Below are 22011 nucleotides of genomic sequence, written 5' to 3' on the forward strand. Positions count from 1 at the left end.
GGAAAAAAAAGGCTGTTTGGGTGCTTCATTTTGAGATTACATCACTAGAAGGCTTTACTTTCCCGTAGGATTTGCCACCTTTGCCGGCTCCGGCCTTCGGGCTTTTGTTTGAGTACTGAGAGTTATGATGAAACGAATAGCGGTTTTCACCAGCGGAGGCGACGCCCCAGGCATGAATGCCTGCATCCGGGCAGTAGTACGTACGGCCGTTTACCACGGCATCGAAGTATATGGCATCATGCGCGGCTACAGCGGCATGATCAAGGGCGAGTTTGTGAAGCTAGATTCTGCATCTGTGGCCAACACGATTCAGAAGGGCGGCACCATTCTTAAATCTGCTCGCAGCCAGAAGTTTCTCACCAAGGAAGGCCGACAGGAAGCCTTCGATCAGCTCGTCAACCACGGCATTGATGGCCTGGTAGCTATTGGTGGCAACGGTACGTTTACGGGTGCTACCATCTTCGAGCAGGAATTTGGTATTCCCACGGTGGGCGCCCTGGTACCATCGACAATGACCTCTACGGCACCGATTATACCATTGGCTACGACACGGCCGTAAACACCGCCCTAGAGGCTATCGACAAAATTCGGGATACGGCTGATTCCCACGACCGGTGCTTCTTCGTGGAAGTGATGGGCCGCGACTCGGGCTATATTGCCATTCCGTGCGCTATTGGCGGCGGGGCCGAAATCGTGATGATCCCGGAAACGCAAATGTCAACGGAGGCAGTAATTGCGAACCTGAAAACCAGCTGGGAACGGTCTAAAACCTCTTTCCTAGTAGTCATAGCAGAAGGTGAGGAAGAAGGCAATGTACACGCCGTGGCCCAGCAGGTAAAGGCCGCTATTCCGCAGCTTGATACCCGCGTAACCATCATTGGGCACATCCAGCGCGGGGGCTCCCCTTCCGCCTCCGACCGGATGCTAGCCTCGCAAATCGGTATTGCCGCGGTAGAAGGTTTGATGAACGGCATGCGCAACGTGATGGCCGGTATCGTAGACCGCAAGCTGGTTTATACCCCCTTCGCCGACACTATTCATAAAAAGAAAATGATCAACCAAAGCTTCATGCGCATGGTTGAAATCTTGAGTGTGTAGCTTTTAGGCAAGCTCAACAAAAGAGGCGGCAACTTACCCAAGTGGTAATTGTCGCCTCTTTTGCTATTATAGCCCTCCGAAAGCCATCTTTATAATCCCTTAGTCCGTCTTGATAGCCTTATTATGAAACACTTGTATCAAAGAATCCTTTTTTCCACGCTGCTGGCTCCCCTTGCCCTTCCCGTACTAGCGCAGTCTGCCACCGAAGCCCCCTCTACTCGCGCCAGCTGGCACTTGGGGGTTGGGTCAGCAGGCGTAGGTACTGGTGATTACATGGCCCTGAAAGCCACCTAGAGTACGCACCGCTACTGGGCCGGCACTTGGCACGGGCACCCGGCTCGCTTTTATCGGAGGCAGCCGCGAATCTTACAGCACCGTGTTTAACCCAGATGTAGTAGCGGGTACCGGCGTGACAGTGCCCTACGCCATGTCGTACGAGGCCGTGAATCTAGAGCAGGAGGTATACATCTACCCCTTCGGCAACGACAAACAGGTGTTGTTTGCGCTGGGTGGCGGCGGCTATGTGGGCTACTCCAACCGCTACGGCGCTCCGGCAACACGCCTTGACTTCACTACGGGCGTCAAAACGCTTACCCTCGACCACGAAAATGGCTTGCACGCAGGCTATATGTTTTCTCTTAACCTCGATGTAGCACTCGGGGCTTCTCGCAACTGGCTGGCCGGCGGCAAGGCTTCATTTCAAAATGACACCTTTGGTAACTCCCTGGCTACCCTTCAACTGAAAGTGGGCCGCCGGTTTTAGCTAAGCGCGCAGTCTCTGGTCAAATATGACTACTTATTCCAAGCCCCGCCTCCCTTGTCCGGAAGCGGGGCTTTTTGGCATTATTGCGCTACTTATGGCGGTGCTAGTACCCCATACCTTACCACTTCACTTCGTCCGGATGAAACCACTGGTAGGCGGGGTCCCGGCGGAGCCAAGTGAGTTGGCGCTTGGCATAGCGCCGAGAATTGCGCTTGAGTAAGCGCACTGCCTCATTGTAATCGTACTGGCCCTCGAAATAGCTAAATAGCTCCTGGTAACCTACTGTTTGGAGGGCATTGTGGTGGCGAAACGGATATAGGCGCCGGGCTTCATCCTCCAGGCCAGCCGCCAGCATCTGGTCCATGCGCTGATCAATGCGCTGGTAAAGTTCTTCCCGCTCCCGGGTCAGGGCTATTTTGACGATGCGAAAAGGCCGCTCGGTTGTTTTGCGGGTGCCGTGGAAGGAGCTAAAAGGCTGCCCCGTGGCACGCGTGATTTCCAGGGCCCGCAGAACCCGCTGCGGGTTCTGGCGGTCGATGCGGGCGTACGTGACGGGGTCAAGCCGCTCGAGCTCTTGTGATAGCACATGTAGCCCTTGCGCCATTAGTTCTTGCTGCAACTGCTCACGCACGGCGGGCGGAGCCGCAGGCAGGTCGTCGAACCCTTCCGTAACGGCTTGCAGGTACAGCCCCGAGCCGCCCGTAAGGAGCACCACCTGATGCCGCTGGAACAACTCGGCCAGTAAAGCCAAGGCATCTTGCTCAAAGCGGCCTGCGTTATATTCCTCCCGAATGCTATGCGAGTCAATAAAATGATGCGGCACGCCTTGCATTTCGGCGAGCGTGGGCTTGGCCGTACCAATGGTTAGTTCCCGAAAGAACTGCCGTGAGTCGGCCGACACGACTTCGGTGTGCAGGTGTTGAGCCAAGCGTACGCACAGGTCGGTTTTGCCTACCGCAGTGGGGCCTGTAACAACGAGTAGCGTGGGCTCAGTAGTAGCAATCAGGTCAGAAATCAACTTCATAGGGAAGCAGCAACAGGAACAGAAACGGGTAGAGCACACCCTGGCAGGGTGGCGTACAGGGCGAGCAGGCGAGCTTCTTCACTCTGCCAGTTCAGTGCTTGCCGGGCGTGGCGGCAGTTTCGGCGAAGCTGCTGATACCGGGCCACATTACCACCGGGCAAAAGGCGGTTGAGAGCCGCCGCCACTGCCGCTGAGCTAAGCGGGGCAGCTACCAGCTCTGCTACCTCATACTGGTCGTTGAGGGCGCGGTACTCAGGAAAGTCCACTACTACTTGCGGAATACCGGCGTGTAAGTAGTCGAAGAACTTGTTGGCTAGGGAGTAATAGTAGCTCAGTCCTTGATTTTCGAGTAGCATGACGCCTACCGCGGCCCGGCGTGTAATGGCCCTAAGCTCGAGTGGCAGCACAAAGCCACGAAATTCTACCTGCCCACTGGCTAGCAAGCCCAGCCGTTCGGCCTGCGCCCGCAACGCCCCGGATAAGTCGCCCTCCCCGCATACTACTAAGCGCCCGTGCACGTGGGGCATGGCATCCAACAGCACTTCCATGCCCCGGCCGGCATTCAGAGCGCCTTGGTACAGGATGTAGCCTTCGGTAGGCTCCTCCGCATGTGGCTCCAAACGGCTGATATTGCGAATCACGTGAAAGGGACAGCCGTAGCGCTGCGCAAATACGTGGGCCAGCGCCGGGCCTACTGTATAGGCAAGGTGGGCACGAGGCACCACAAAGGCTTCTACTCGTCGCCAGAGGCGCTGCACGGCAGGACGGGCGACTACCTCGGGTACCTCCGTAAATAGCTCGTGGGCATCGTACACAAACGGCTGCCCGCCCAAACGGGCGCGCAGCCACACCGGCAGGGCCGTATCCAAATCGATAGCGCACCAGGCGGATGCCCTCTTGCGCAACAGAAATAGCAGCAGCCGCAGATTGTACTCCAGGTAAAATAATTTTCCCCGGGTATTCCAGCACCGCAGCCGATGTTGCTGGTAGGGCTGCGCCGTGAGCGGACGTGAGGTGGGCCACTCCCGCCCTATCAGCAATACGGCGTAGCCGGCAGCCGCAAGGGAGCCACAAATGCGCTGCATCCGCTGGTCGTAGTTGAGGTCGGTAGTGACGGTGAAGACGAGGCGGGGCGGCATGAGGACACAACAGACAACGGGGTCTGGGATATTTTCTTCAAATTTAGGAAGTAAAACGTGTGCAGACTGCCTTCCCACTACTTGGGAGCCCGTAGTCAGCCCTTCTTCTACCGAGAATGTCTATTCGTCCTCATCTCACGCCAGAATCAACGCCACCCGCGGCGGCTGGCCCTGATCTATTCCGCGCTTTTTTTGATCAGGCCTACGATGCCCAGTTGTTATATGATGAACATGGTGCCCTTATTGAATGTAACCAAACAGCCCTAAAGCTGTTGGGCATCTCCCGGGAGATGCTACTGGCCTCGGGGCTCATGTCCTTCACAGTACCCTCCGAAAAGGAATGGCCCGAACACTGGGAGTCAGAAACCCAGCTGCGCGAGGCGGTACTGCACACGGCACGCACCGGGGAAGGGTACTCCCGCTGGTGGAACGGCCAGCGCGTGGACCGCACCCCGCTGCATGGGTGGGTGACCCTGCACCGGGTAGATACCCCCGTTGGCACGCGCGTGCAGCTTACCTTACGCGACGTAACCCGCGGCCAGCGCAAGCACGAAGAGCCGATGCTGCAAGGCATGGTGGAGCGTACCCAAACGCAGATTCGGGACCTGCTCTCGCGCACTAACATGAGCTACGTGCTCATGGACCGGGAAGGCGTGATTCAAGATGTCAACGAGTACTTCCTGGATTTCACGGAGTACCGCCGCGAGGAAGTGGTAGGACAAAGCTACCACGAGCTATTTGCCTCGCCCCTGGAGGTGCAGTCCCAGCGCATGACCTACCGCCGGGCCATTGAGGATAACCATCTGCATGACTTCTACGAGCGCGCTTTACTTACAAAGTCGGGGCAGCACCGCTTGGTGCACTGGCACGCCGAGTTCATGCGCAACTTCGACGGAGCCATTACGGGTATATTCGTGGTAGGCCGCGACCTAACGGACCGCCACGTGACGGCCCGCGCCCTCACCGACAACCGGAACCGGCTCCAGGACTTTCTCGACAATGCCCACGACCTCATTCAGAACCTGAGCATTGACAACCGCTTCCTGTTCGTGAATAAGGCGTGGAAGGAAAAGCTAGGGTACGAGGACGAGGATCTGCCCCACCTTACCCTATCCGATGTGGTGCACCCCTACTACAAGGCCAAGCTTCTCTACCAACTGCGCAACCTGTACAAGGGCGAGAAAGTGAATAAGCTGGAAACGGTGTTTCTCACTAAAACTGGCAAGCCCGTTCACCTCATTGGCTCCATCTCCTGCTCCTGGCAAGACGACGAGCCCGTGAGCACGCGCGCCATTCTGCACGACATTACGGACCGCATCAAGGCCGAGCGCCTGCAGAAAGTTTACTACAGCATTGCCAACCTGGCTATCAGTTCCAAAGATTTGCATTCCCTGTACGGGGCCATTCATCGGGAGCTGAGCAAGATTATTGAAACCAACAACTTCTACATCGCCCTCTGCGATGAAGCCCGCACCCAGTTGCAGTTTGCGTATTACGTAGACCAAAACAGCCAAAGCGACCAGCCGATGATGGCCCGCCCGTTTTCGTCGGGAGTATCAGAATATATTATCCGGACCGGGCGGCCGCAGTTTCTACTGCGCCAAGAGCTGCAGGACCTCATTAGCAGTGGCACCATCACGGCATATGGACTAATGCCAGAAGTAATGCTGTGCTCACCCCTGAGCATTGGCGAACGGATCATTGGCGTAATTGCCGTGCAGGACTACCAAAAGGCCGATGCCTACGCGGCAGCCGATATTGAGATTCTGCACTTTATCTCGAACCAGGTGGCCTTGGCCATTGAGCGTAAGCGCAATGAAGTTCAGATTCAAAAGCAAAACGCCCGTCTGAACGCAATTTTCGAGAGTGGCTCCCACTTGATGTGGTCCGTAGATACTCACTCCCGTTTATCATCCTTCAACCGCAATTACGCGGCCTATTTCCTGCGCCGCAACGGGGTATACCCTGCTCTCAACATCAACCTCTGGCAGGCCGACTTGGCCTTGATGGAGAAAGAAGCGCGCGATGCTTTCGTAGAAAACTACCGGCGGGCCTTCCAGGGTCATCCGCAACGCTTTGAGGTGCGCCTGCGCGACGCGCGGGGTCAGGATAGCTGGCGCGAGATTTATCTTAACCCCATTTACCTCGACGATGGCTCATTCGAGGAAATATCGGGCATTGCGCACGACGTGACCGATAAGAAACGCTCCCAGCTGGAGCTGGCGGCGCAAGAAGAGAAGTTCCGGGCCATCTTTGAGTCGTTCCAGGATGTGTACTACCGCACCGATGAAAAGGGCCTGCTAACCTTGGTGAGCCCGTCGGTACAGGAAATGCTAGGCTACGAGCCCGACGAAATTACGGGCACCGCCATTACCGACTACTACCTCTACCCGCATGAGCTGAACGCTTTGCTGGAGAGCTTACAAAATACCCGGGAGGCGCGCAACTTTGAGCTAGCCATGCGCCACAAAGACGGGCACGCGGTAAGTGTGCTGGTAAATGCCCGGCATGTGAAAAACGGCGGCGGTACCGAAGGCATCGGGCGCGACATCACCGAGCTGAAAAAGATGCAGGACGACCTGCGGGCCGCCAAAGATGAAGCTGAAGCAGCCCTGCACGCCAAAACGCAATTCCTGGCCAACATGAGCCACGAATTGCGCACGCCGATGAATGGCATCATTGGCATGATTGACCTGCTGCACCAGACGGTAGCATCGGAGGAGCAGGAAGAATACGTTGACACCCTGCGTAAATCGTCGGATGCGCTGCTGGCCATTTTGAACGACATTCTGGACCTTTCCAAAATTCAGGCGGGCAAGCTGCAGCTCAGCGAGGCGGGCATCGACTTGCACTATACCCTCGACAAAATTCACTCTTTGTTTGCTAATCGGGCCAACCAGAAAGAGCTGCACTTCACCTACCACATTGCTCCGAATACGCCGCGCTTCATCATTACCGATGAAACACGCTTGCTACAGATTCTGAGCAACCTCACGTCTAACGCCATTAAGTTTACGGCCCAGGGCTCGGTGAGCATTCAGGTTTCTTCGGTGGCAGTAACTGGCTCAGAGCATACCCTGCGCTTTGCCGTCTCAGACTCGGGTATCGGCATCTCGGAGGAAAACGAGAAGCTCCTGTTCACCAACTTCACCCAACTGGATACCACGCCCACGAAAGCCTTCGGGGGTACGGGCCTGGGGTTAGCCATCAGCAAACAGCTAGCCGAGCTGCTGGGAGGCGAAATTGGCGTAACCTCAAACGTAGGGCAGGGCTCCACGTTCTGGTTTACCATGTGCTGCCAGGTAGCCTACAACGAGGAGGAAATTGTGCAGGAGCGCCTCACGGCCCGGGAAAAAGCCCAGGAGGTAGTTCGCTTCGATACTGCGCCGCGCGTACTGCTCGTCGATGACAATCCTATCAACCAGCAAGTAGCATCTCGACTACTGGATAAGCTGGGCTGCGACGTGGATGTGGCTCACGACGGCTTTGAAGCCATCAGCAAGGCTACCCACCAGAACCGCTACGAATTGATCTTCATGGACATCCAGATGCCGGAAATGGATGGCGTAACGGCCATGCGTGAAATTCGGCAGCGCTTAGGAGACCAATGTCCGCCGGTTGTAGCCATGACGGCCTACTCCATGAAGGAGGACGCCGAGCGGTTTGTGCAACAAGGCATGGACGACTACGTGTCGAAGCCAGTGAAAAGCCAGGACCTGTATACGGTGCTCCGTCGCTGGACTACGGGCCGCAGTAGCGTACTGCTGGCCACTACTCCCGTAGACATTGCCGACGACAGCCCCGCCCAGGAGCCCCTAGAGGCCCCAGCACCACCTGCGCCCGAGGGCATTGACTTGGCCATTCTGGAACAATTGCGCCAGTTGGGCGGCGGCGAGTTTGCGGCCCAACTCTACCAAGATTTCGAGCAGGAAGCCGGCCAGCTCCTCGATGAAGCTGCCGTATTAGTGAACGACGGGCAGTATCAGCAGATCTTGCCTCACCTTCACCAACTAAAAGGCACTGGCTTTACTTTGGGCATTAACTCACTGGCGGAGTGCGCTAAAAACTTGGAACATGATCTGAAGAATGGCCGTTTTGAAGGGATAACCCAGGATTTCCAAACCTTGCTGCGTTATTTTGCACAATTTGCCGCCGAATATCCGGGTGTCACTCAAGCGCCTTGATTTGCGTAGGTAAAGAACTTGCTTGTCCTGTACTCCCTTCTCACAATCCAACCCTAATTACCTGCTACTATGGCTGATCCTAAAACGATCCTGATTGCGGAGGATAGCTCCGTTATCCTGAACCTAACCAAAAAAATTCTCGAAGGACAAAAGTACCGGATTGTATCGGCAAAGAACGGCGGCGAGGTCCTGAAACAAGTTGAAGGACAACCAATTGACTGTGTTCTAATGGACATCAACATTCCGGTGAAAGACGGAATGGAATGCACCCGTGAAATTCGTCGCCACTCGGACCCACGCATCGCTCAGATTCCGGTAATTGCTATTACGGGCAATGCCAACAACTATTCCATGGAGCAATTCCGCGAGGCGGGTGTTACGGACTACTTACCTAAACCTCTGGATTTTGACGCCTTGGTGCGGGTAGTAAAACAGTACGTAGCTAAGCCAGAAGCTGGATATGAGAAGTGAGCGGTGAGCTTTCTCCCCTAGTACCCACGTATTGTATACCTCACTTTTCGCTGCTCAGCTCTACCTTCTGAACATGGATATTACCTTCCTCGGTACGGGCACCTCGCAGGGGGTGCCCGTGATAGGGTGCTCTTGCGCGGTGTGCCGCTCAGTAGATTACCGCGACAAGCGCCTGCGCGTGTCGGTGCATTTGCAGGTACAAGGCAAAAGCATCATCATCGATTCTGGACCTGATTTCCGCCAGCAGGCATTGCGCGAGCAAATTGATCATTTAGATGCGCTGGTGTTCACGCATGAGCATAAAGATCATACGGGAGGGCTTGATGATATTCGTGCGTACAACTTCCGCCAGCAGCAGGATATGCCGGTGCACGCCGAACCACGCGTGCTTGATCAACTTCGGCGTGAGTACTCCTACATCTTCGCGGAGCACAAGTACCCTGGCGTTCCGCAGGTCGAGGTTCACCCTATCATAAGCGACGATAGTAGCTTCTGGGTTGAAGGAGTAGAGTTTCAGCCCATTCGGGCACTCCACTATAAGCTACCCGTCCTGGGCTTCCGCGTGGAGAATTTCTGCTACGTAACGGATGCCAACTACCTTTCGCCCGAGGCGCTGGAACGCATGCGTGGCTCCGAAGTGATTGTGTTGAACGCATTGCGACACGAGGAGCATATTTCGCACTTCACGCTGGCAGAAGCTGTTGCTATCCTCGAAGACTTAGCGCCTTCCCGGGCGTACCTTACGCACATTAGCCATCAGCTAGGCCGCCACCGGGAAGTAGAAGCTGAGCTGCCCAGCTTTATTCGGCTGGCGTATGATGGGCTACGGATTTCGTTATAGCCTATAAACGGGTTGCTGCTTCCGTACTAGTTAGGCTTTGTGATGCGGATAGTGACCGTAATATCTTCCTTCTGGGGCTCCTCCCGAGAATACTCGTCTAAGTTGTAGCGCGTGTACTGCACAACGTAGCGGCGGCCGTTGGCCCGCACACTGGCCGTATCAGTCCACGCCGGGTTGTAGGTATGCACAACTTTGCCTAGTTGGCGTAGCTCCTGAACTTGGCCTTGCGCGTCAGTAATCTTTACAGTGGGCCACACGAAATCGGCTATGAAACAGCGCACATTCTTTGGGCAAAAACTGTAGCTCAAATCAGTCAGCTGCACCGTTAGCTCTGGCTGATTTGCGGTGGGTACTAGTGCCTGCTGGCGGTAGCGCAAATCTACGTCCTGGTCGAAGGCCGCCGTCACGGTTTCGGGTATGCGAGGTTCCTCCTCCCCTTTCTTACAGGTTATCAGGCTTAAACCCAGGAGTGGCAGTAGTATATACTTCTTCATAGCACGCGGCTGACATCTTACCAATAGGAGGCTGTGTTGGAGAGGATGCTGCATAGCGAAAAGGTTGCATACAGCAGCAGTACGCTAGTCCCTTCTGACTGAACATGGCAGTTGCCCGTACGTGCTACTTTTATCCTTTTCCTTCGTTTGCTTTTCACAGAGCAGGCTAGTCTTGATTTATCACGCATGCATACCAACTATTACTTTCTGCGGCAACTAGCACCAGCCCTTACACACCACCTGGTTGGCTACCGGGTCGTTACGTGTTTCTCGCAGGAAAAAGATGAACTGGTAGTTGGCCTGACGAACGGTGCAGCTGAGTTTTGGCTGAAAATGCACTTATCGGCGGCAATGCCTATGCTGATGCTGCCAGAATCGTTTCACCGGGCCCGGCAAAACTCCGTAGATCTGCTCCCAGACCTGCTGGGTCAGGAAGTAGCCCAGGTTGATCCTTTCCCCCAGGACAGGGTTCTGCAATTTCGGTTTCAAAGCGGCGCTACGCTGCTGCTGAAGCTGTATAGTACCCGGCCTAATGCTGTATTTCGGCTCACGCCCGAAGCTCCGGCCGAGCTGTTTCACCAGCGCTATACCGCCGATGCCGAACTGCACGCCTTGCCAGCAGAGCAGATAGCCCATGCATCTGGCACTGCTGCCACACCACCTGCACCTGATCCGCTCAAAGCCTACCCTGCTCTTGGCGACGTACCGCTCCGCTACTTACGCGCCCACGGCTACGACCCCGCTCCCGAGGAGGTGAAGCGGCGCCTTATACACAATGTAATAGCCCAATTAGAGAAGCCCGAGGCATTCTATATTACAAAGCTAGATGGCCGAACTCGCCTGACACTCCTACCCGTGGGGGAAGTGGAGGCTACGCTTCCCGCTACGGATCCAATCGGGGCCCTACGTCGGTTTGTGCCACTGCTGCTGGGTAGGAAGGCTTATGAGTTGGAACTGCGCCAACTGCGTCAGACGCTAGAAAAACGGGCCGACGAAGCGGCAATCAGTGCCCAGATGGCTCGTCGCCGTTTGCACGCGCTGGAAAACACGGTGGCTACCGCCAAACAGCAGACCTAATCATGGCCCACCTGACCCAAATTCCGGCCGGGGCTACCCAAGTAGAGGTAGTAGATTTTTACCAGGACAGCCAACCACGCATTATTAAGCTGAAGGCCACGGAAACCCCGCAGCGCACAGCCCAGAACCTGTATCGGAAGGCGAAAAATCAGCAAATAGAAACTACCGAACTCGCGGCCCGGGCTGAACGGCGCGAAGCAGAAGCCTTCTGGTGCTTGGAGCGGCTAGAGGAACTAGCCGAACTCCCCCCCGAACTCCGTGCGCTCCGACAGTGGCGTAAGCAGCACGCCCTTGACCCAGTTACGACTGCAAAAGCCGCGCAAGAGTTGCCTTTTAAGGTGTTTGAGGATAGTGGCTTCACTATTCTGGTAGGCCGCAACGCTCAAAACAACGACCTGCTTACTCAACGTTACGCCCACAAAGATGACCTGTGGCTGCACGCCAAGGATGTTACGGGCTCCCATGTGGTCATTCGGCACCGGGCTGGGCAAGCCGTACCCGCACCCGTGTTGGAACGCGCGGCTCAGTTAGCCGCCTGGTATTCGCGCCGCAAAAACGATTCACTCTGCCCAGTTACCTACACGCCCAAGAAATTTGTGCGCAAGCCTAAGGGCGCCATTGCGGGCCAAGTAGTAGTGGAACGGGAAAATGTGGTATTAGTGGTTCCAAACAACCCCTTCGAGAAGAATGGCTAGCCATAGCTTGGGTAGCTAAGCAAAACAGCCGGCTTCCTACGTAGGAAGTCGGCTGTTTTGCTTAGAGTGCGCGCGGGAGATTCGAACTCCCACACCCGAAGGCACCACCCCCTCAAGATGGCGTGTCTACCAGTTTCACCACGTGCGCAGATGACGGCAAGCACTCTTTCTATTCAAGCGAAAACCAAGGCTTTCGGATTCACTGAGGCGGCGAATCGAGGACAAAAGTAGGGGGCTACTAGGTGCTACGCAAGTAGCAGCAGGTATTTTTTCTCCTCTCCTGCCCGTCTGCGCGGTACCACAATCTGTTTCCGGCTCAGTATCAGCCTACCAGACAATCTGTGCTGGCTTAATAGAAGTGAAAATATTTTTCAACGGGTATGCTTTCTTCTACCCATCGCGCCTTTTCTGAGCTAACTCATGCCAAACGACTAAGTGAACTGCTGCTTGCTACTATTATAGCCTGCCGAATAAGTGCCGCGGGGTTATCGTACTTGCACAAAACACAAAACGGCCTTTCCTAGTGAGGAAAGACCGTTTTGTGTTTTGTATAAGCTGGGTTGCTTACTCGGCGCGGGCTAGCGGGGTATCCACCACGTGCTCCGACACGAACCATACTTGCAGTTCGTTTGTGCGCATCACATTGCTCACTACGAGGTCGTTGGTGCCGTCGTCGCCGGCATCGTCCGCCTTCTTGGCGTAATCGTGGCAGTTTTTCAGGATAATTTGGTGGGCTTCCAACAGGCGCGATACCTGTACAGGCGCCTCCTCCCGGTCGCGGGGTGGACGGGGAATGATGGTAGTTTCGGCAATATCGGCTGCCATGGCTAGGGCCACACCACCCAGGATCTGAATGCGCTCGGCAATCATGTCAATCAGGGCGTCCTGTTCTTCATAGTGCTTGTCGAAGAGCAGGTGCAGTTGGTAGAAGGTGGGGCCTACTACCTGCCAGTGGTGCTTTTTGTACATGTCGCGGATGGAGCACGTGTCAGCTAGTAGCTGGTTTAGCATTTCCACGCTTTTCTGGCGGGTATCAGCATCCAGCCCGATGGGCAAGCGCTGCGACACAGTGCCATATTTCTGCAAGGGCGCAGGAGCATCAAACTGCTGGTTCATGATGGGCTGAACGCTAACAGCAGACTTTTCTTCAGAAGCTTGTTTAGGCGCTTTGGTAGCGGCCGGAGCGGTTTTGGCGGTGGTCTTAGCCATAACAGGAAAGAGGAGGTGTATGTAGCAGGTAAGGGCACTACCGGAAGTAGTTGCCTGGCATTTCATACGTACAATACCGGCTCAGGTTAGCTTGTATTGTTGCACTCACTAGTACTGGTGCGCCAGTGGCTAGTATGTTACTAGGGGGCGCTGGGCAGCGCGGCAGCTAACCGCACCCGCAGAATCCCGTTATTGCTGTCATAGTTCTCACCTCTCTTCTCTACAACTATGCCTTTCCCTTTTTTCGGCGACGATAAATCTACCGTGGCCCGGCTACTGGGCACACTGCCCCAGACGGGCCGCTTGGAATGGATTGGGCTACGTCCGGCACGACGGGAACCGCTGGTTTCAGTGGCAGAGGCTACCGTGGCTACCGACCGCAACTTAGTGGGCGACCATGCCCGTGTAAAAGCGGGTGGCAAACGGCAAATAACCTTGCTACAACATGAATACTTGGCGGCGGTAGCTAATTTTATGGGTTTTGCGGACCCCGTAGACCCAGGGCGCTTGCGCCGCAACTTGATAGTTAGCGGCGTAAATTTATTGGCCCTCAAAAACCGCCGTATTGCTATTGGCGATGAGGTGGTACTGGATATTACGGGTGAGTGTCATCCCTGCTCACGCATGGAGGAAGAACTAGGTCCAGGTGGCTATAACGCCATGCGCGGACACGGTGCTTAACCGCCAGAATAGTACAGGGGGGCATTATTCGCGTGGGAGACACAATACGGGCGCTACCCTCAGAAGATTAATCTGCTACCTCTGGCTTAGCAAGTAGAGTAGCTTCGCACTTGATAGCTGTATTCAGCAGCTTTGAAACCGGGCAGTTTTGCTGAGCATCGGCGACCAAATTCTCAAACGTACTGGCATCTAAACCAGGCACAACGGCTTCCAATTTAAGGTTGGATTGTGCAATGAGGCCTTCATGCAGTACAATTTCGCAACTGGTACTAATATGGCTGGCCGCGTAGCCAGCTACCTGCAGGTTGAAGGCCATTTTCATGGCTAGGCACCCTGCATGAGCGGCAGCAATAAGCTCTTCTGGGTTAGTGCCAATACCATCGGCAAAGCGGGTAGCGTACGAGTAGGAAGTATCAGTAAGAACTGTACTAGGTGTGGTTAACACGCCGTGTCCATCCGTGCCTTTTCCCTCCCAACGAGCAATGGCCGTGCGCTTTATAGACATAGGACAAAGTATAGTGTATTGTTCAGTTGAAAACACTACGCTTAGGAAAAATGTTCAAAAGCGGGTACTCACTACAAATAGCACACTTTTTATTTACATTATCTACCACTCCAGATGGCCTTTCCTTAATAACCTCCACCCCTTATCTGTGTGCAGGTAAGGCTACCCAACAAAACCTCACCACAACTACTTACTATCTAGCAACTTACTTGATGCAGTAACTAAATTTTCATTTTTTGCACTTCTATTCGAACCGTTCACTTTTCTAATTTCGTAAGCACAAAGTAAAGCGTCCTGCTGTGCTCCTTTACTAGCATTCTGTGTCGGCAGTCAACAGGACGTGACATGCGCAATTATACCTATCTCGCTTACCCTGCGGCTTGCACCGGCCCAGGACCCACTAACAGTGTTTTTAGCCTAAATTCTGATTTGTATGGAGCCTAAACCCACATCGGCTTTGCCGGCTACTACGGTAGCACTTCTGTTGCTTTCCGGAGGACTACTCACCCTGCCTGCTTTTGGCTTGGCTATGCACCACAAGCGCACGTCTCGCACGGCCGTGGGGTGCTCATCTGATGCTTACAATACGTTTGCAAATCCTTTTTTACGGCACCGACGACACCGACCATAGGACGACGAAGCTAACGAGCAGAAAAAAGGGACGGTGAAGTGCGAGGCTTCACCGTCCCTTTTTTCTGCTCGTTAAATGCCCTGCTACGCACCATCCATACGCACAATGCGAGGCGTAAACGTGCCGAGTACATCCACTAGGTTAGTCTGGCTCTGCATCACAGCGTGGATGTCTTTGTATGCCTGAGGGGCCTCATCCACGCCCCCACCAATGAGCTCTATGCGGTGCTCCTGCAAGTAGCGCCGCACCTCCGCTTCGCCCAGTTCCTGCTTGGCCCGGGTGCGCGACATGGCGCGGCCCGCTCCGTGTGAAGCCGAGGCTAGCGACGTAGCCTCCCCACGCCCGCGCACAATAAAGCCGGGAGCCGTCATGGAGCCGGGAATGATACCAAGAATCCCCGCCCCCGCCGGAGTAGCGCCCTTCCGGTGCACTACTACCTCCCGACCATCGGCTAAGCGTTCTTTCCAGGCGAAATTATGGTGGTTTTCCACTTTTGCCAGGGGCCGCTCACCCAAGGCTTTGGCTAAGCGCTGGTGAATTTGGTGGTGGCAGGCCGAGGCGTAGTCACCGGCTAAGTTCATGGCGGCCCAGTACTCTTGGCCAGCTTCGCTTTCCAGCGAAAGCCACGCCAGGTGCTGCGCTTCGGCGGGTAGTTGACATACATCCTTGGCCAGCTTGGTATAATGGTTGGCCACGCTAGCACCAAGCCCTCGGGAGCCGGAGTGCGAAAGCAGTCCAACGTACTGCCCCACAGGAACACCAAGCTCGTTTTGAGGGTCTAGAATATCTACAATACCCCATTCTACGAAGTGGTTGCCCGAGCCGGAGGTGCCAATCTGCTCGGCGGCGGTTACCTGCTTGTTGCGCAGAAAGCCGATATCCTGAAACTCGGCGCGTTCTAGCACCGCGTGGTCTAGCTTCTGGCCACGCTGAAAACCTTGGCGGTTGCCAAAACGGGTATTGTCGAGCAAGAGCTTGCGCAATTCTGCTATCCGCTGCTCTAAGTGCTTAGGCGGCAATGCAAACACGGATAAAGCCATTCGGCACCCAATGTCTACGCCCACGGCATAAGGAATAACAGCGTTGTCGGTGGCTAGTACGCCGCCAATGGGCAAGCCGTAGCCGTGGTGGGCATCGGGCATCAGGCCCCGGCTACCGTCACGGGTAGCTTCATGGCCGTTTCCATTTGGTGGATGGCGCCTTGGTCAATGTACTCGGGGCCAAAGACAGCGTAGGGCTTGCGCTCCGCCAAGGCAATGTGCCGACTAGGTGGCGGTAGTAAGGCCGCGGCCGTATGGCTCCAGTCGAGGTGAGTAAGGAAATTGGATGGATCAGCCAGCAGGCTTTGCAAAAGCGCAAGCTGGTCGGTTTGAGACATTTTTTTGAGGTGCTTGCGCTGCAATTGCGCTAGCGCAAGTCCAATGGCACGGCCTTCTGGGAAACCCAATTGACGAAGGTCGTTGCCGCGTAATTGATTGGCCATAAAGATGGTTTTTGACGTTAATAGTGGGGTTGCGCACGACTTTGGAGCAATAAGTGCCCCGCGCAAGCGGTGCAGCTACGCACCCAGCGAACCAAAATCGAAGGAGCGCGGGCCGACGGCATCCAAAGCAGGCGAAACAAGAAAACGGAGCGATACCAGACAGGCTGCCACGTGGGCTTTTCAGACGAAGCATAGCAGCTCTCGACCACTCTTTCCGCTTTCAACTCTTGAAACTCTTTATCTAACGGGGCAACACACGCACAGCCTCCTGTGTGCTCTAACCGCCTGATCTACTGCCCTAAGGCAGGTAGGACTCGAACCCACGACCCCACGGTATCTGACGAAATATGGCAGTGCTACGGCACCCATTAGAAAAAGACAAACTGCGTGGGGCAACAGGCGCCGAACCAAGCCTGCTCTACCACCTGAGCTAAGGCAGCCACCGAAGCAGCCACCAGTGGGATTCGAACCCACGACCGGGGCATAACGTGCGAAGTAGGGCCTGCCTACGGGACCCACGCAGAAATCACGATAATCAGGGTAAAAAACAAAGGGTATAGTAGCTAGCGCGACTATCCATTTCGCCACCAGCCGCCGTAGCAGCCGGGCGGGGCTCGAACCCGCAACCTATTTAGGACTAGAACCGAAGTACTACCCTGCTACGACACCTGATTCTATGGAAGTACGTAGGAAACACTCCTTGCCGAGGCAACATATGCTAGCGGTAACCACCACCTGGTATGCTACCACATTCATGAAAGGGGCAGACTGATACGATTCAAACGTACAACACGAAGGAACGCGTAGCGACGACACCCGGCAGCGTAGTATTTCCAGCTGAACTCACCTTGATGGGGCAACGGGCGGTGGGCGTATCAGCCACAGCAAAGGCTGTAGCTGGGGAATCGAACCCTAGGAAAAACACGTGTTTTTCTTCAACCAAGCGAAGTAGCGCCTACCTACGGCACCGAATCAGGTGAGTCAGCTGGGGTTGGAACGGCTGCCGGAGCTCAATTGCCCCGGCGGTAGGCCGTTCCGGCCGACGGCTGCCAGTAGGGGTCAGCCGCCTTCCCAAAGTCTACAACGAAAAATTAGTCATGGTATTGAGTTGTAAAGACGCAAAAAATGCTTTTTAGTTACGGTAGAGGTAGTTTTCTTTTACTACTTAGGCGTTCAGGTCACCTATACCACCAGCGCGGAGGCTAGGGCATCCTGGAAAGCCTGTAGCACCCCGTGGGGCGGCTTCGGGTCGAAGATGGCGAAGTCGAGGCGGCTGAAACGGCCACGAATGGTTGGTTCGGCCAACGCCTCGGCAAACAGTTCGGCCACTTGAACGGGGTCATTGGCGAAGACTCCGCATCCCCAGGCGCCTAATAACAAGGCCTCTATACCATGGCGGGCGGCCGTAGCCAGCACCAACCGCAACCGATGACGCATCACGGGCACTAGTTGAGGTAGCAAGTGCGGGGAGTTCCGGCGTAGTGCCCCGGCGTTTACGGCTGGCGCCGTAATGATGTCGAGCAGAAAGGGCTGGGGCAGCCACTCTCCCGCTTCGCCCCGGAAAACGGGCACTCCGGGCGAGTACACGAGGTAGTCGCTGTAGAGACCAGTGCTATCGGGGCGGGCATTGTACGTGTACATCTCCGGGAACTGGGTCAGACAGGGATACAAACCCGACGACCGAGCCAGGCTTTCTTCCTGGGCCTGACTTCCCCCCAAAAAGCCTCCGCCGGGGTTGCGGGCCGAGGCAAAGTTCAGGCAGCCCACGCGCCCATATTCCTTGCTCAGGGCTGCCGCTGCTTCTAGGGTAGTAGCCTGGTACACGCGCACTTCCGCCGGGCGGGTGGTTGCCGCCCCATCAAGCTCTTGCAGCAAGGAAGGCACATCATTGGGGCGGTAGAGGTAGCTGCCGGTTTGGGCAGCACGCTGAATTGCAGCTAGCACCACGGGCGGGCCAGCAGCAGTTTCATAGAGACCTTGCGCCAATGCCGCTAGGGTGCTGTGGGCAATGCGCTGGCGTATTTCACGGTTCATGGTGGGATTAGTAGGTAGGACAGTTGCCCGGAAGTGGCAGTAGCTTTTCTGGTTTCAGGCCACTTCCGGGGCCGCTTTATATGGGTTACAAATCAATTGCTTCAATGTGCATGAGGGCAGCGCCACCGTTTTCCAGGGCGGCCAGCACATCAAAAACTTTATCCGACCAGCCGGCACTCAGAGCCACGCCCTGCCAGCACCAGGGGTACCGAGCGTAAGTGGAGCTGCTCCCGGGCGTACACGGCTAGGCGGGCCACAAACTGCGGGTCGTTTTGGGCAACCAACTCCCGCAAGCGCGACAAACGGGTATCGGCAGTTTCATACCACTGATTTTGCAAAGCCGCCGTGGCTACTGCGGTGTATAGCTCCAAGGCAGGCGTGAGGGTATAAGCCGCCGCGCCAGCGTGGTTTACAGTATTGGGTTGCGGAATGGATGAAGTAGTATTGAAGCGCATAACAGGATTTCGTTTTGGGCAGGAGGATGGCAGGCTAGTTACACGTACTTCGACAGCATCAGCCGGGCTTCTGACTGCCAGCGGTTCACCCAAAACCGCTCGTCGTCGGCTAAGGGGCGGTTATATTTGCCGCGTGCTTGTATCACTACCCGCTCCGGTGTTACCTCCAGGGTAATGGCTCGAACGCCATCCATGGTGAGGGAAAAGATGCCACAACGACCTCGCAGGCAGGAGTGCAGGTAGGATGCTACGCAGTGCTTGAGCGCCTCTCCCTCGTCTATTAGCTGTCCGAAAGTGGTTAGCTGAGTAATACGAATTCGGTCTTTGTCGCCCCCCCTAAAGTTGGGCAAGGGCAACCCAGGCCAGGTGGTAGTTAGGGCCGGCCCCGTGTTCTGGTGGCGACGCAAGCGGGCTAAGCCGCGGTGCCAACGCTCCGTTTGGGCTAGCACGCTATGCATGGAGCGACCTTTGAGCGAGAAGTTCGGTTGGGCGGGCTCCTGCCCCACTCCTACCGTGCGCTTGGCGTGAATCCAGTCGCAGACGGGGCCGAAGTGGTGGGGGTCAACAAGGGGCGTTGCGGTGAAAAAGTCCACTACTCCCAGCCAGAAGTTATCATCGGGCAGTAGCTCCCGCCCCAAGCGCGACTCCAGCACCGGCCCAAACCACTCCAAGGCACCACGAGCGGCAAGCTGAGCGTAGCGTAATGCTTCCAAAACGCTGCACCCATCGGGTGCTTGGCGCATTTCGTGCTCCAGTTTCTTGGTGAGCAGCACGGGGAGGCCGCTAAAGCTGCGCAGGGAACGACCACTGCCTAGGTGTACGGCCAGCGCCGGAATGTTCAGGTCACTGTCTTGCAGTTTACCAGCTACCCAGGCGCTCAGCACCCAGGCGGGCACATCGCCATATTCATCGAAGAGGTGACGCAGCAGGCTTTCTAGCTGCCGGTACACATTCTTAGATTTTGGTTGCCACTCAGCCAAGTCACGGCGGCGGTACGCGTAGTGCTCCACCAGCGCGCCAAGGGCTTTAGCTACTTCGGGGCGCCCTAGTAGCTCCGTGCGTTTCTGGGCCAAGGTTACCAGTATGTGGTAAGCTTGTTGTCGGGCTTCTGCTGACTGGTTGACGGCGCAGGCTTCGTATAGCTGCGACAAGCTGGCGTTCGGGCCAAAGAAGCTGTAGACCTCCGCCGGCGTAGGCTGATTGAACAGGTATTCTACCTGCCGAACCTGGGACCATTTGCGCCAGTCGACGTGCTGGGCTAATGAGACTGCACTTCGGGGGGTGTGTTCTCCCTCCCAGCAAAGAGATTTATTTCGGTTTGACATAGTACAGGGCTCCCGCCCGTTGCGGGCAGCCGGGGAAGTGAAGGATAAGGAGTGCCCGCCTTATATTCTGCGGGCTGATAACTGTCGGATGTTGCTTTAGCTAGCAATAAATCCTGCGGCTGCGCATAGGCAGCACTGTAAGTAGATAGACGGAACATGTCGTACATTTTTCTCGATTTTAAATGTGTGCAAAGCATAATAATTAATTAACAGAGCATAGTTTTTCCTCTACGAATAAATTTATTTTTATTCGAATAACGAATAATAAAAAAGCCCGACTCGTTTTCGGAGACGGGCTTTTTCAGGATAGGTCACGAAGAATTATCTACGTGAATTGTCCAACGAAAAATCCCGGTCACAGCCCTCCTCCTCACGGCGAATACGCCGCTTGTCTTGGAGCTGGAATAAGATGCTATTCAGGTGCGAATGCATGACCGTGGGATGCGTAAGGGGGTTGAAAACAAACGCCCCGAACCGTGCGGGGTTCGGGGCGTGGAAGTTTCAGGAGAAAAAGCCTGCTACTACTTAGCTATACCGAACCACGGAAGAAACCCACGGTTTCATCGCGTATTGGCAAATTGAAAAGTTAGTGTGGTCTAGCATGGCTTGTGTTGTTTAGTGGGACAAATATGAAAGGAGTTTTTTGACCTTCCAAATTATTTATAAAATTTTCTGAATATTTTTTTCAACACGCATTAATTTCTCAATTCTACCACCTCTTCTATACTGCTCACCCTACCACGTAGTTTCCTCTAGCATGTTATTTAATTTAATCTCATCGTAATAATAGAAATAGATAAGAGAGCAGTATTTTTAATTATGGCCGTTTCTCTTATGCCACTGCACCTATTCCCGAATAGCCGCACCGCAACTAGGCCTAGCCACCCAGGGCGGGCAGCTGGTACGCTTGCGTGCAGCATCTACTGGCGGGCCCATAGAGCTGGTTCCTCGGCTAAGGCTGGTACGGGAAGACGAATGCGGTCTGACGTCGACGTTTCAAGCGCGTTGGCCGATAACTTTTTCCAAGCCCTACCTGGTAGAATAGGTTTGTATTCGGTGGCTCCCAGTGGTGGGCCTCATAGATACTTCTCATCTCCCTTTTACTTACCATGCGCAGTTTGAACGCCAGCACCGATGCTAAGCTGAAAGGCGTGCTGACTCCGCAGCAATTCAAGCCCTACCAAACTAGAATGCATGCGCAACCGCCGCCCGCCCGGTGAGCAGTCTGGCCGCCCCCGCCCCACAGGCCGCGGCTAGTAGCCCGCGCTACGGTAAGTAGTCCCACCCGAAGAACCTGCGCACGAAGAATTCTGTAGTTGCTACGGCAGCCATTTTTTCGCGGGCAGGTCCTTTTGCCGATCTTGCCATCTAGTTCAGCTCACCGTTTTGCAGGGTAACCACGCGCCCTGCCTCTTTTCTCTTTCTAGTAGTCCTAGAATTTAGTGCATGTTACAGAAGGACAGAACCACCTGGCAGCGCATTTTACGCGTGATTATTCACGTGGCTACCTGGGTAGCGGTGGCGTGCATACCCCGCCTGCTGAGCACGAACCCACCCCCATTTCGGCTGACTAACTTGCTTCCAACAATAGAGCTGGCGGGTTTTTTCTACTTGAACTACTACGTGCTGATTCCGCGCCTATTTACCCGGCGCAAGATGGCAACGTACTTCGCCATTGCCTTGCTGCTGTTGGGGGTAGTGTACACTCCCTTTCTGCTGCACCGCCTCGCGTTTAACCGCCCCGAGCGCCCCCCACGGCCGCCGAACGGCGTCCCCCATTCGCGCCCCCCCCAAGGAATGTGATGATTGGGATTCTGGTGTGGATTATCAGCAGCGGCCTACGCATTACTAGCGAGCTGTTTGAAACCGAGCGGGCCAAGCGTGAATTGGAAAACAACCACT

The 22011-nt window shown here is 55.3% G+C and carries 19 protein-coding genes, 1 tRNA gene and 3 pseudogenes; 12 read left to right on the forward strand and 11 right to left on the reverse strand.

What is annotated here, in order from left to right:
- The first annotated feature begins 127 nt into the window (after positions 1 to 127).
- The 3 genes and pseudogenes from pfkA (at position 128) to VI25_RS17375 (ending at position 1861) form a co-directional block, all read left to right on the forward strand.
- A pseudogene (gene pfkA, locus VI25_RS17370) lies at positions 128 to 1098 on the forward strand (6-phosphofructokinase).
- Between the two features lie 123 nt (positions 1099 to 1221).
- On the forward strand, positions 1222 to 1392 hold the full coding sequence (locus tag VI25_RS27120; RefSeq protein WP_236705104.1) for a hypothetical protein: 171 nt from the start codon (positions 1222 to 1224) through the stop codon (positions 1390 to 1392).
- 82 nt (positions 1393 to 1474) lie between these two features.
- On the forward strand, positions 1475 to 1861 hold the full coding sequence (locus VI25_RS17375; protein ID WP_055562695.1) for a hypothetical protein: 387 nt from the start codon (positions 1475 to 1477) through the stop codon (positions 1859 to 1861).
- A gap of 118 nt (positions 1862 to 1979) precedes the next feature.
- Here the strand turns inward: VI25_RS17375 and miaA are convergent, their stop codons facing one another.
- Positions 1980 to 2885 carry a tRNA (adenosine(37)-N6)-dimethylallyltransferase MiaA gene (gene miaA / locus VI25_RS17380; RefSeq protein WP_045687271.1) on the reverse strand — a complete coding sequence of 302 codons (906 nt, stop codon included), beginning with the start codon at positions 2883 to 2885 and terminating at the stop codon, positions 1980 to 1982.
- A complete protein-coding gene (locus VI25_RS17385) occupies positions 2882 to 4024 on the reverse strand; it encodes a glycosyltransferase (protein WP_052694959.1) in 1143 nt (380 codons plus the stop codon). The genes miaA and VI25_RS17385 overlap by 4 nt, the downstream gene beginning before the upstream one ends.
- 116 nt (positions 4025 to 4140) lie before the next feature.
- Between VI25_RS17385 and VI25_RS28990 the strand changes: the two are divergent.
- The 4 genes and pseudogenes from VI25_RS28990 to VI25_RS17400 form a co-directional block, all read left to right on the forward strand.
- Positions 4141 to 5343 (forward strand): annotated as a pseudogene (locus VI25_RS28990) (PAS domain S-box protein); the annotation flags it as partial.
- 117 nt (positions 5344 to 5460) lie between these two features.
- A pseudogene (locus tag VI25_RS17390) lies at positions 5461 to 8208 on the forward strand (PAS domain S-box protein); the annotation flags it as partial.
- Between the two features lie 69 nt (positions 8209 to 8277).
- Positions 8278 to 8679, forward strand: a complete 402-nt coding sequence (locus VI25_RS17395) for a response regulator (protein ID WP_045687270.1) — start codon at positions 8278 to 8280, stop codon at positions 8677 to 8679.
- A 73-nt stretch (positions 8680 to 8752) separates the two neighbouring features.
- Positions 8753 to 9520 (forward strand): MBL fold metallo-hydrolase, encoded by a 768-nt coding sequence (locus VI25_RS17400; protein ID WP_045687292.1) that lies wholly within the window; start codon positions 8753 to 8755, stop codon positions 9518 to 9520.
- A gap of 26 nt (positions 9521 to 9546) precedes the next feature.
- Here VI25_RS17400 and VI25_RS17405 read toward each other — a convergent pair whose 3' ends face one another.
- The gene (locus VI25_RS17405; RefSeq protein ID WP_045687269.1) at positions 9547 to 10014 is read right to left on the reverse strand and encodes a hypothetical protein; all 468 of its coding nucleotides are present in this window, start codon (positions 10012 to 10014) and stop codon (positions 9547 to 9549) included.
- A 186-nt stretch (positions 10015 to 10200) separates the two neighbouring features.
- Between VI25_RS17405 and VI25_RS24205 the strand changes: the two genes are divergently transcribed.
- Together VI25_RS24205 and VI25_RS24210 are read left to right on the forward strand one after the other, a co-directional pair.
- The gene (locus VI25_RS24205) at positions 10201 to 11091 is read left to right on the forward strand and encodes a hypothetical protein (protein WP_052694957.1); all 891 of its coding nucleotides are present in this window, start codon (positions 10201 to 10203) and stop codon (positions 11089 to 11091) included.
- Between the two features lie 2 nt (positions 11092 to 11093).
- Positions 11094 to 11786: an NFACT RNA binding domain-containing protein gene (locus tag VI25_RS24210; protein WP_052694956.1), complete on the forward strand. Its 693-nt coding sequence runs from the start codon at positions 11094 to 11096 to the stop codon at positions 11784 to 11786.
- A 67-nt stretch (positions 11787 to 11853) separates the two neighbouring features.
- On the opposite strand, the gene VI25_RS17420 is transcribed toward VI25_RS24210, so the two are convergent.
- Together VI25_RS17420 and VI25_RS17425 are read right to left on the reverse strand one after the other, a co-directional pair.
- A tRNA-Leu gene (locus VI25_RS17420) sits at positions 11854 to 11934 on the reverse strand.
- A 416-nt stretch (positions 11935 to 12350) separates the two neighbouring features.
- Positions 12351 to 12995 (reverse strand): Dps family protein, encoded by a 645-nt coding sequence (locus VI25_RS17425; protein WP_082455634.1) that lies wholly within the window; start codon positions 12993 to 12995, stop codon positions 12351 to 12353.
- Positions 12996 to 13223: 228 nt separating this feature from the next.
- On the opposite strand from VI25_RS17425, the gene VI25_RS17430 reads away from it, so the two are divergent.
- Complete coding sequence (locus VI25_RS17430; protein WP_316934354.1) at positions 13224 to 13676, forward strand: MOSC domain-containing protein; 453 nt, start codon at positions 13224 to 13226, stop codon at positions 13674 to 13676.
- Positions 13677 to 13743: 67 nt separating this feature from the next.
- On the opposite strand, the gene VI25_RS17435 is transcribed toward VI25_RS17430, so the two are convergent.
- Complete coding sequence (locus tag VI25_RS17435; RefSeq protein WP_045687268.1) at positions 13744 to 14181, reverse strand: OsmC family peroxiredoxin; 438 nt, start codon at positions 14179 to 14181, stop codon at positions 13744 to 13746.
- A gap of 433 nt (positions 14182 to 14614) precedes the next feature.
- On the opposite strand from VI25_RS17435, the gene VI25_RS24815 reads away from it, so the two are divergent.
- Positions 14615 to 14812, forward strand: coding sequence for a hypothetical protein (locus VI25_RS24815; protein ID WP_143437118.1), 198 nt, complete (start codon positions 14615 to 14617; stop codon positions 14810 to 14812).
- A gap of 83 nt (positions 14813 to 14895) precedes the next feature.
- Here VI25_RS24815 and VI25_RS17440 read toward each other — a convergent pair whose 3' ends face one another.
- The 5 genes from VI25_RS17440 to VI25_RS17455 form a co-directional block, all read right to left on the reverse strand.
- The gene (locus tag VI25_RS17440; RefSeq protein ID WP_236705105.1) at positions 14896 to 15954 is read right to left on the reverse strand and encodes an RtcB family protein; all 1059 of its coding nucleotides are present in this window, start codon (positions 15952 to 15954) and stop codon (positions 14896 to 14898) included.
- A complete protein-coding gene (locus tag VI25_RS27125) occupies positions 15954 to 16295 on the reverse strand; it encodes a hypothetical protein (protein WP_236705106.1) in 342 nt (113 codons plus the stop codon). The genes VI25_RS17440 and VI25_RS27125 overlap by 1 nt, the downstream gene beginning before the upstream one ends.
- Positions 16296 to 17477: 1182 nt before the next feature.
- Positions 17478 to 18329 carry a TIGR02452 family protein gene (locus VI25_RS17445; RefSeq protein ID WP_045687267.1) on the reverse strand — a complete coding sequence of 284 codons (852 nt, stop codon included), beginning with the start codon at positions 18327 to 18329 and terminating at the stop codon, positions 17478 to 17480.
- A gap of 158 nt (positions 18330 to 18487) precedes the next feature.
- Positions 18488 to 18784 carry a hypothetical protein gene (locus VI25_RS17450; RefSeq protein ID WP_045687266.1) on the reverse strand — a complete coding sequence of 99 codons (297 nt, stop codon included), beginning with the start codon at positions 18782 to 18784 and terminating at the stop codon, positions 18488 to 18490.
- Positions 18785 to 18822: 38 nt separating this feature from the next.
- Complete coding sequence (locus tag VI25_RS17455; RefSeq protein ID WP_045687265.1) at positions 18823 to 19935, reverse strand: PcfJ domain-containing protein; 1113 nt, start codon at positions 19933 to 19935, stop codon at positions 18823 to 18825.
- Between the two features lie 1620 nt (positions 19936 to 21555).
- Here VI25_RS17455 and VI25_RS17460 point away from each other — a divergent pair.
- A complete protein-coding gene (locus tag VI25_RS17460) occupies positions 21556 to 21912 on the forward strand; it encodes a hypothetical protein (RefSeq protein WP_055562696.1) in 357 nt (118 codons plus the stop codon).
- The last annotated feature ends 99 nt before the right edge of the window (positions 21913 to 22011 follow it).

The organism is Hymenobacter sp. AT01-02 (genome assembly GCF_000961955.2).
GTDB lineage: Bacteria > Bacteroidota > Bacteroidia > Cytophagales > Hymenobacteraceae > Hymenobacter > Hymenobacter mucosus.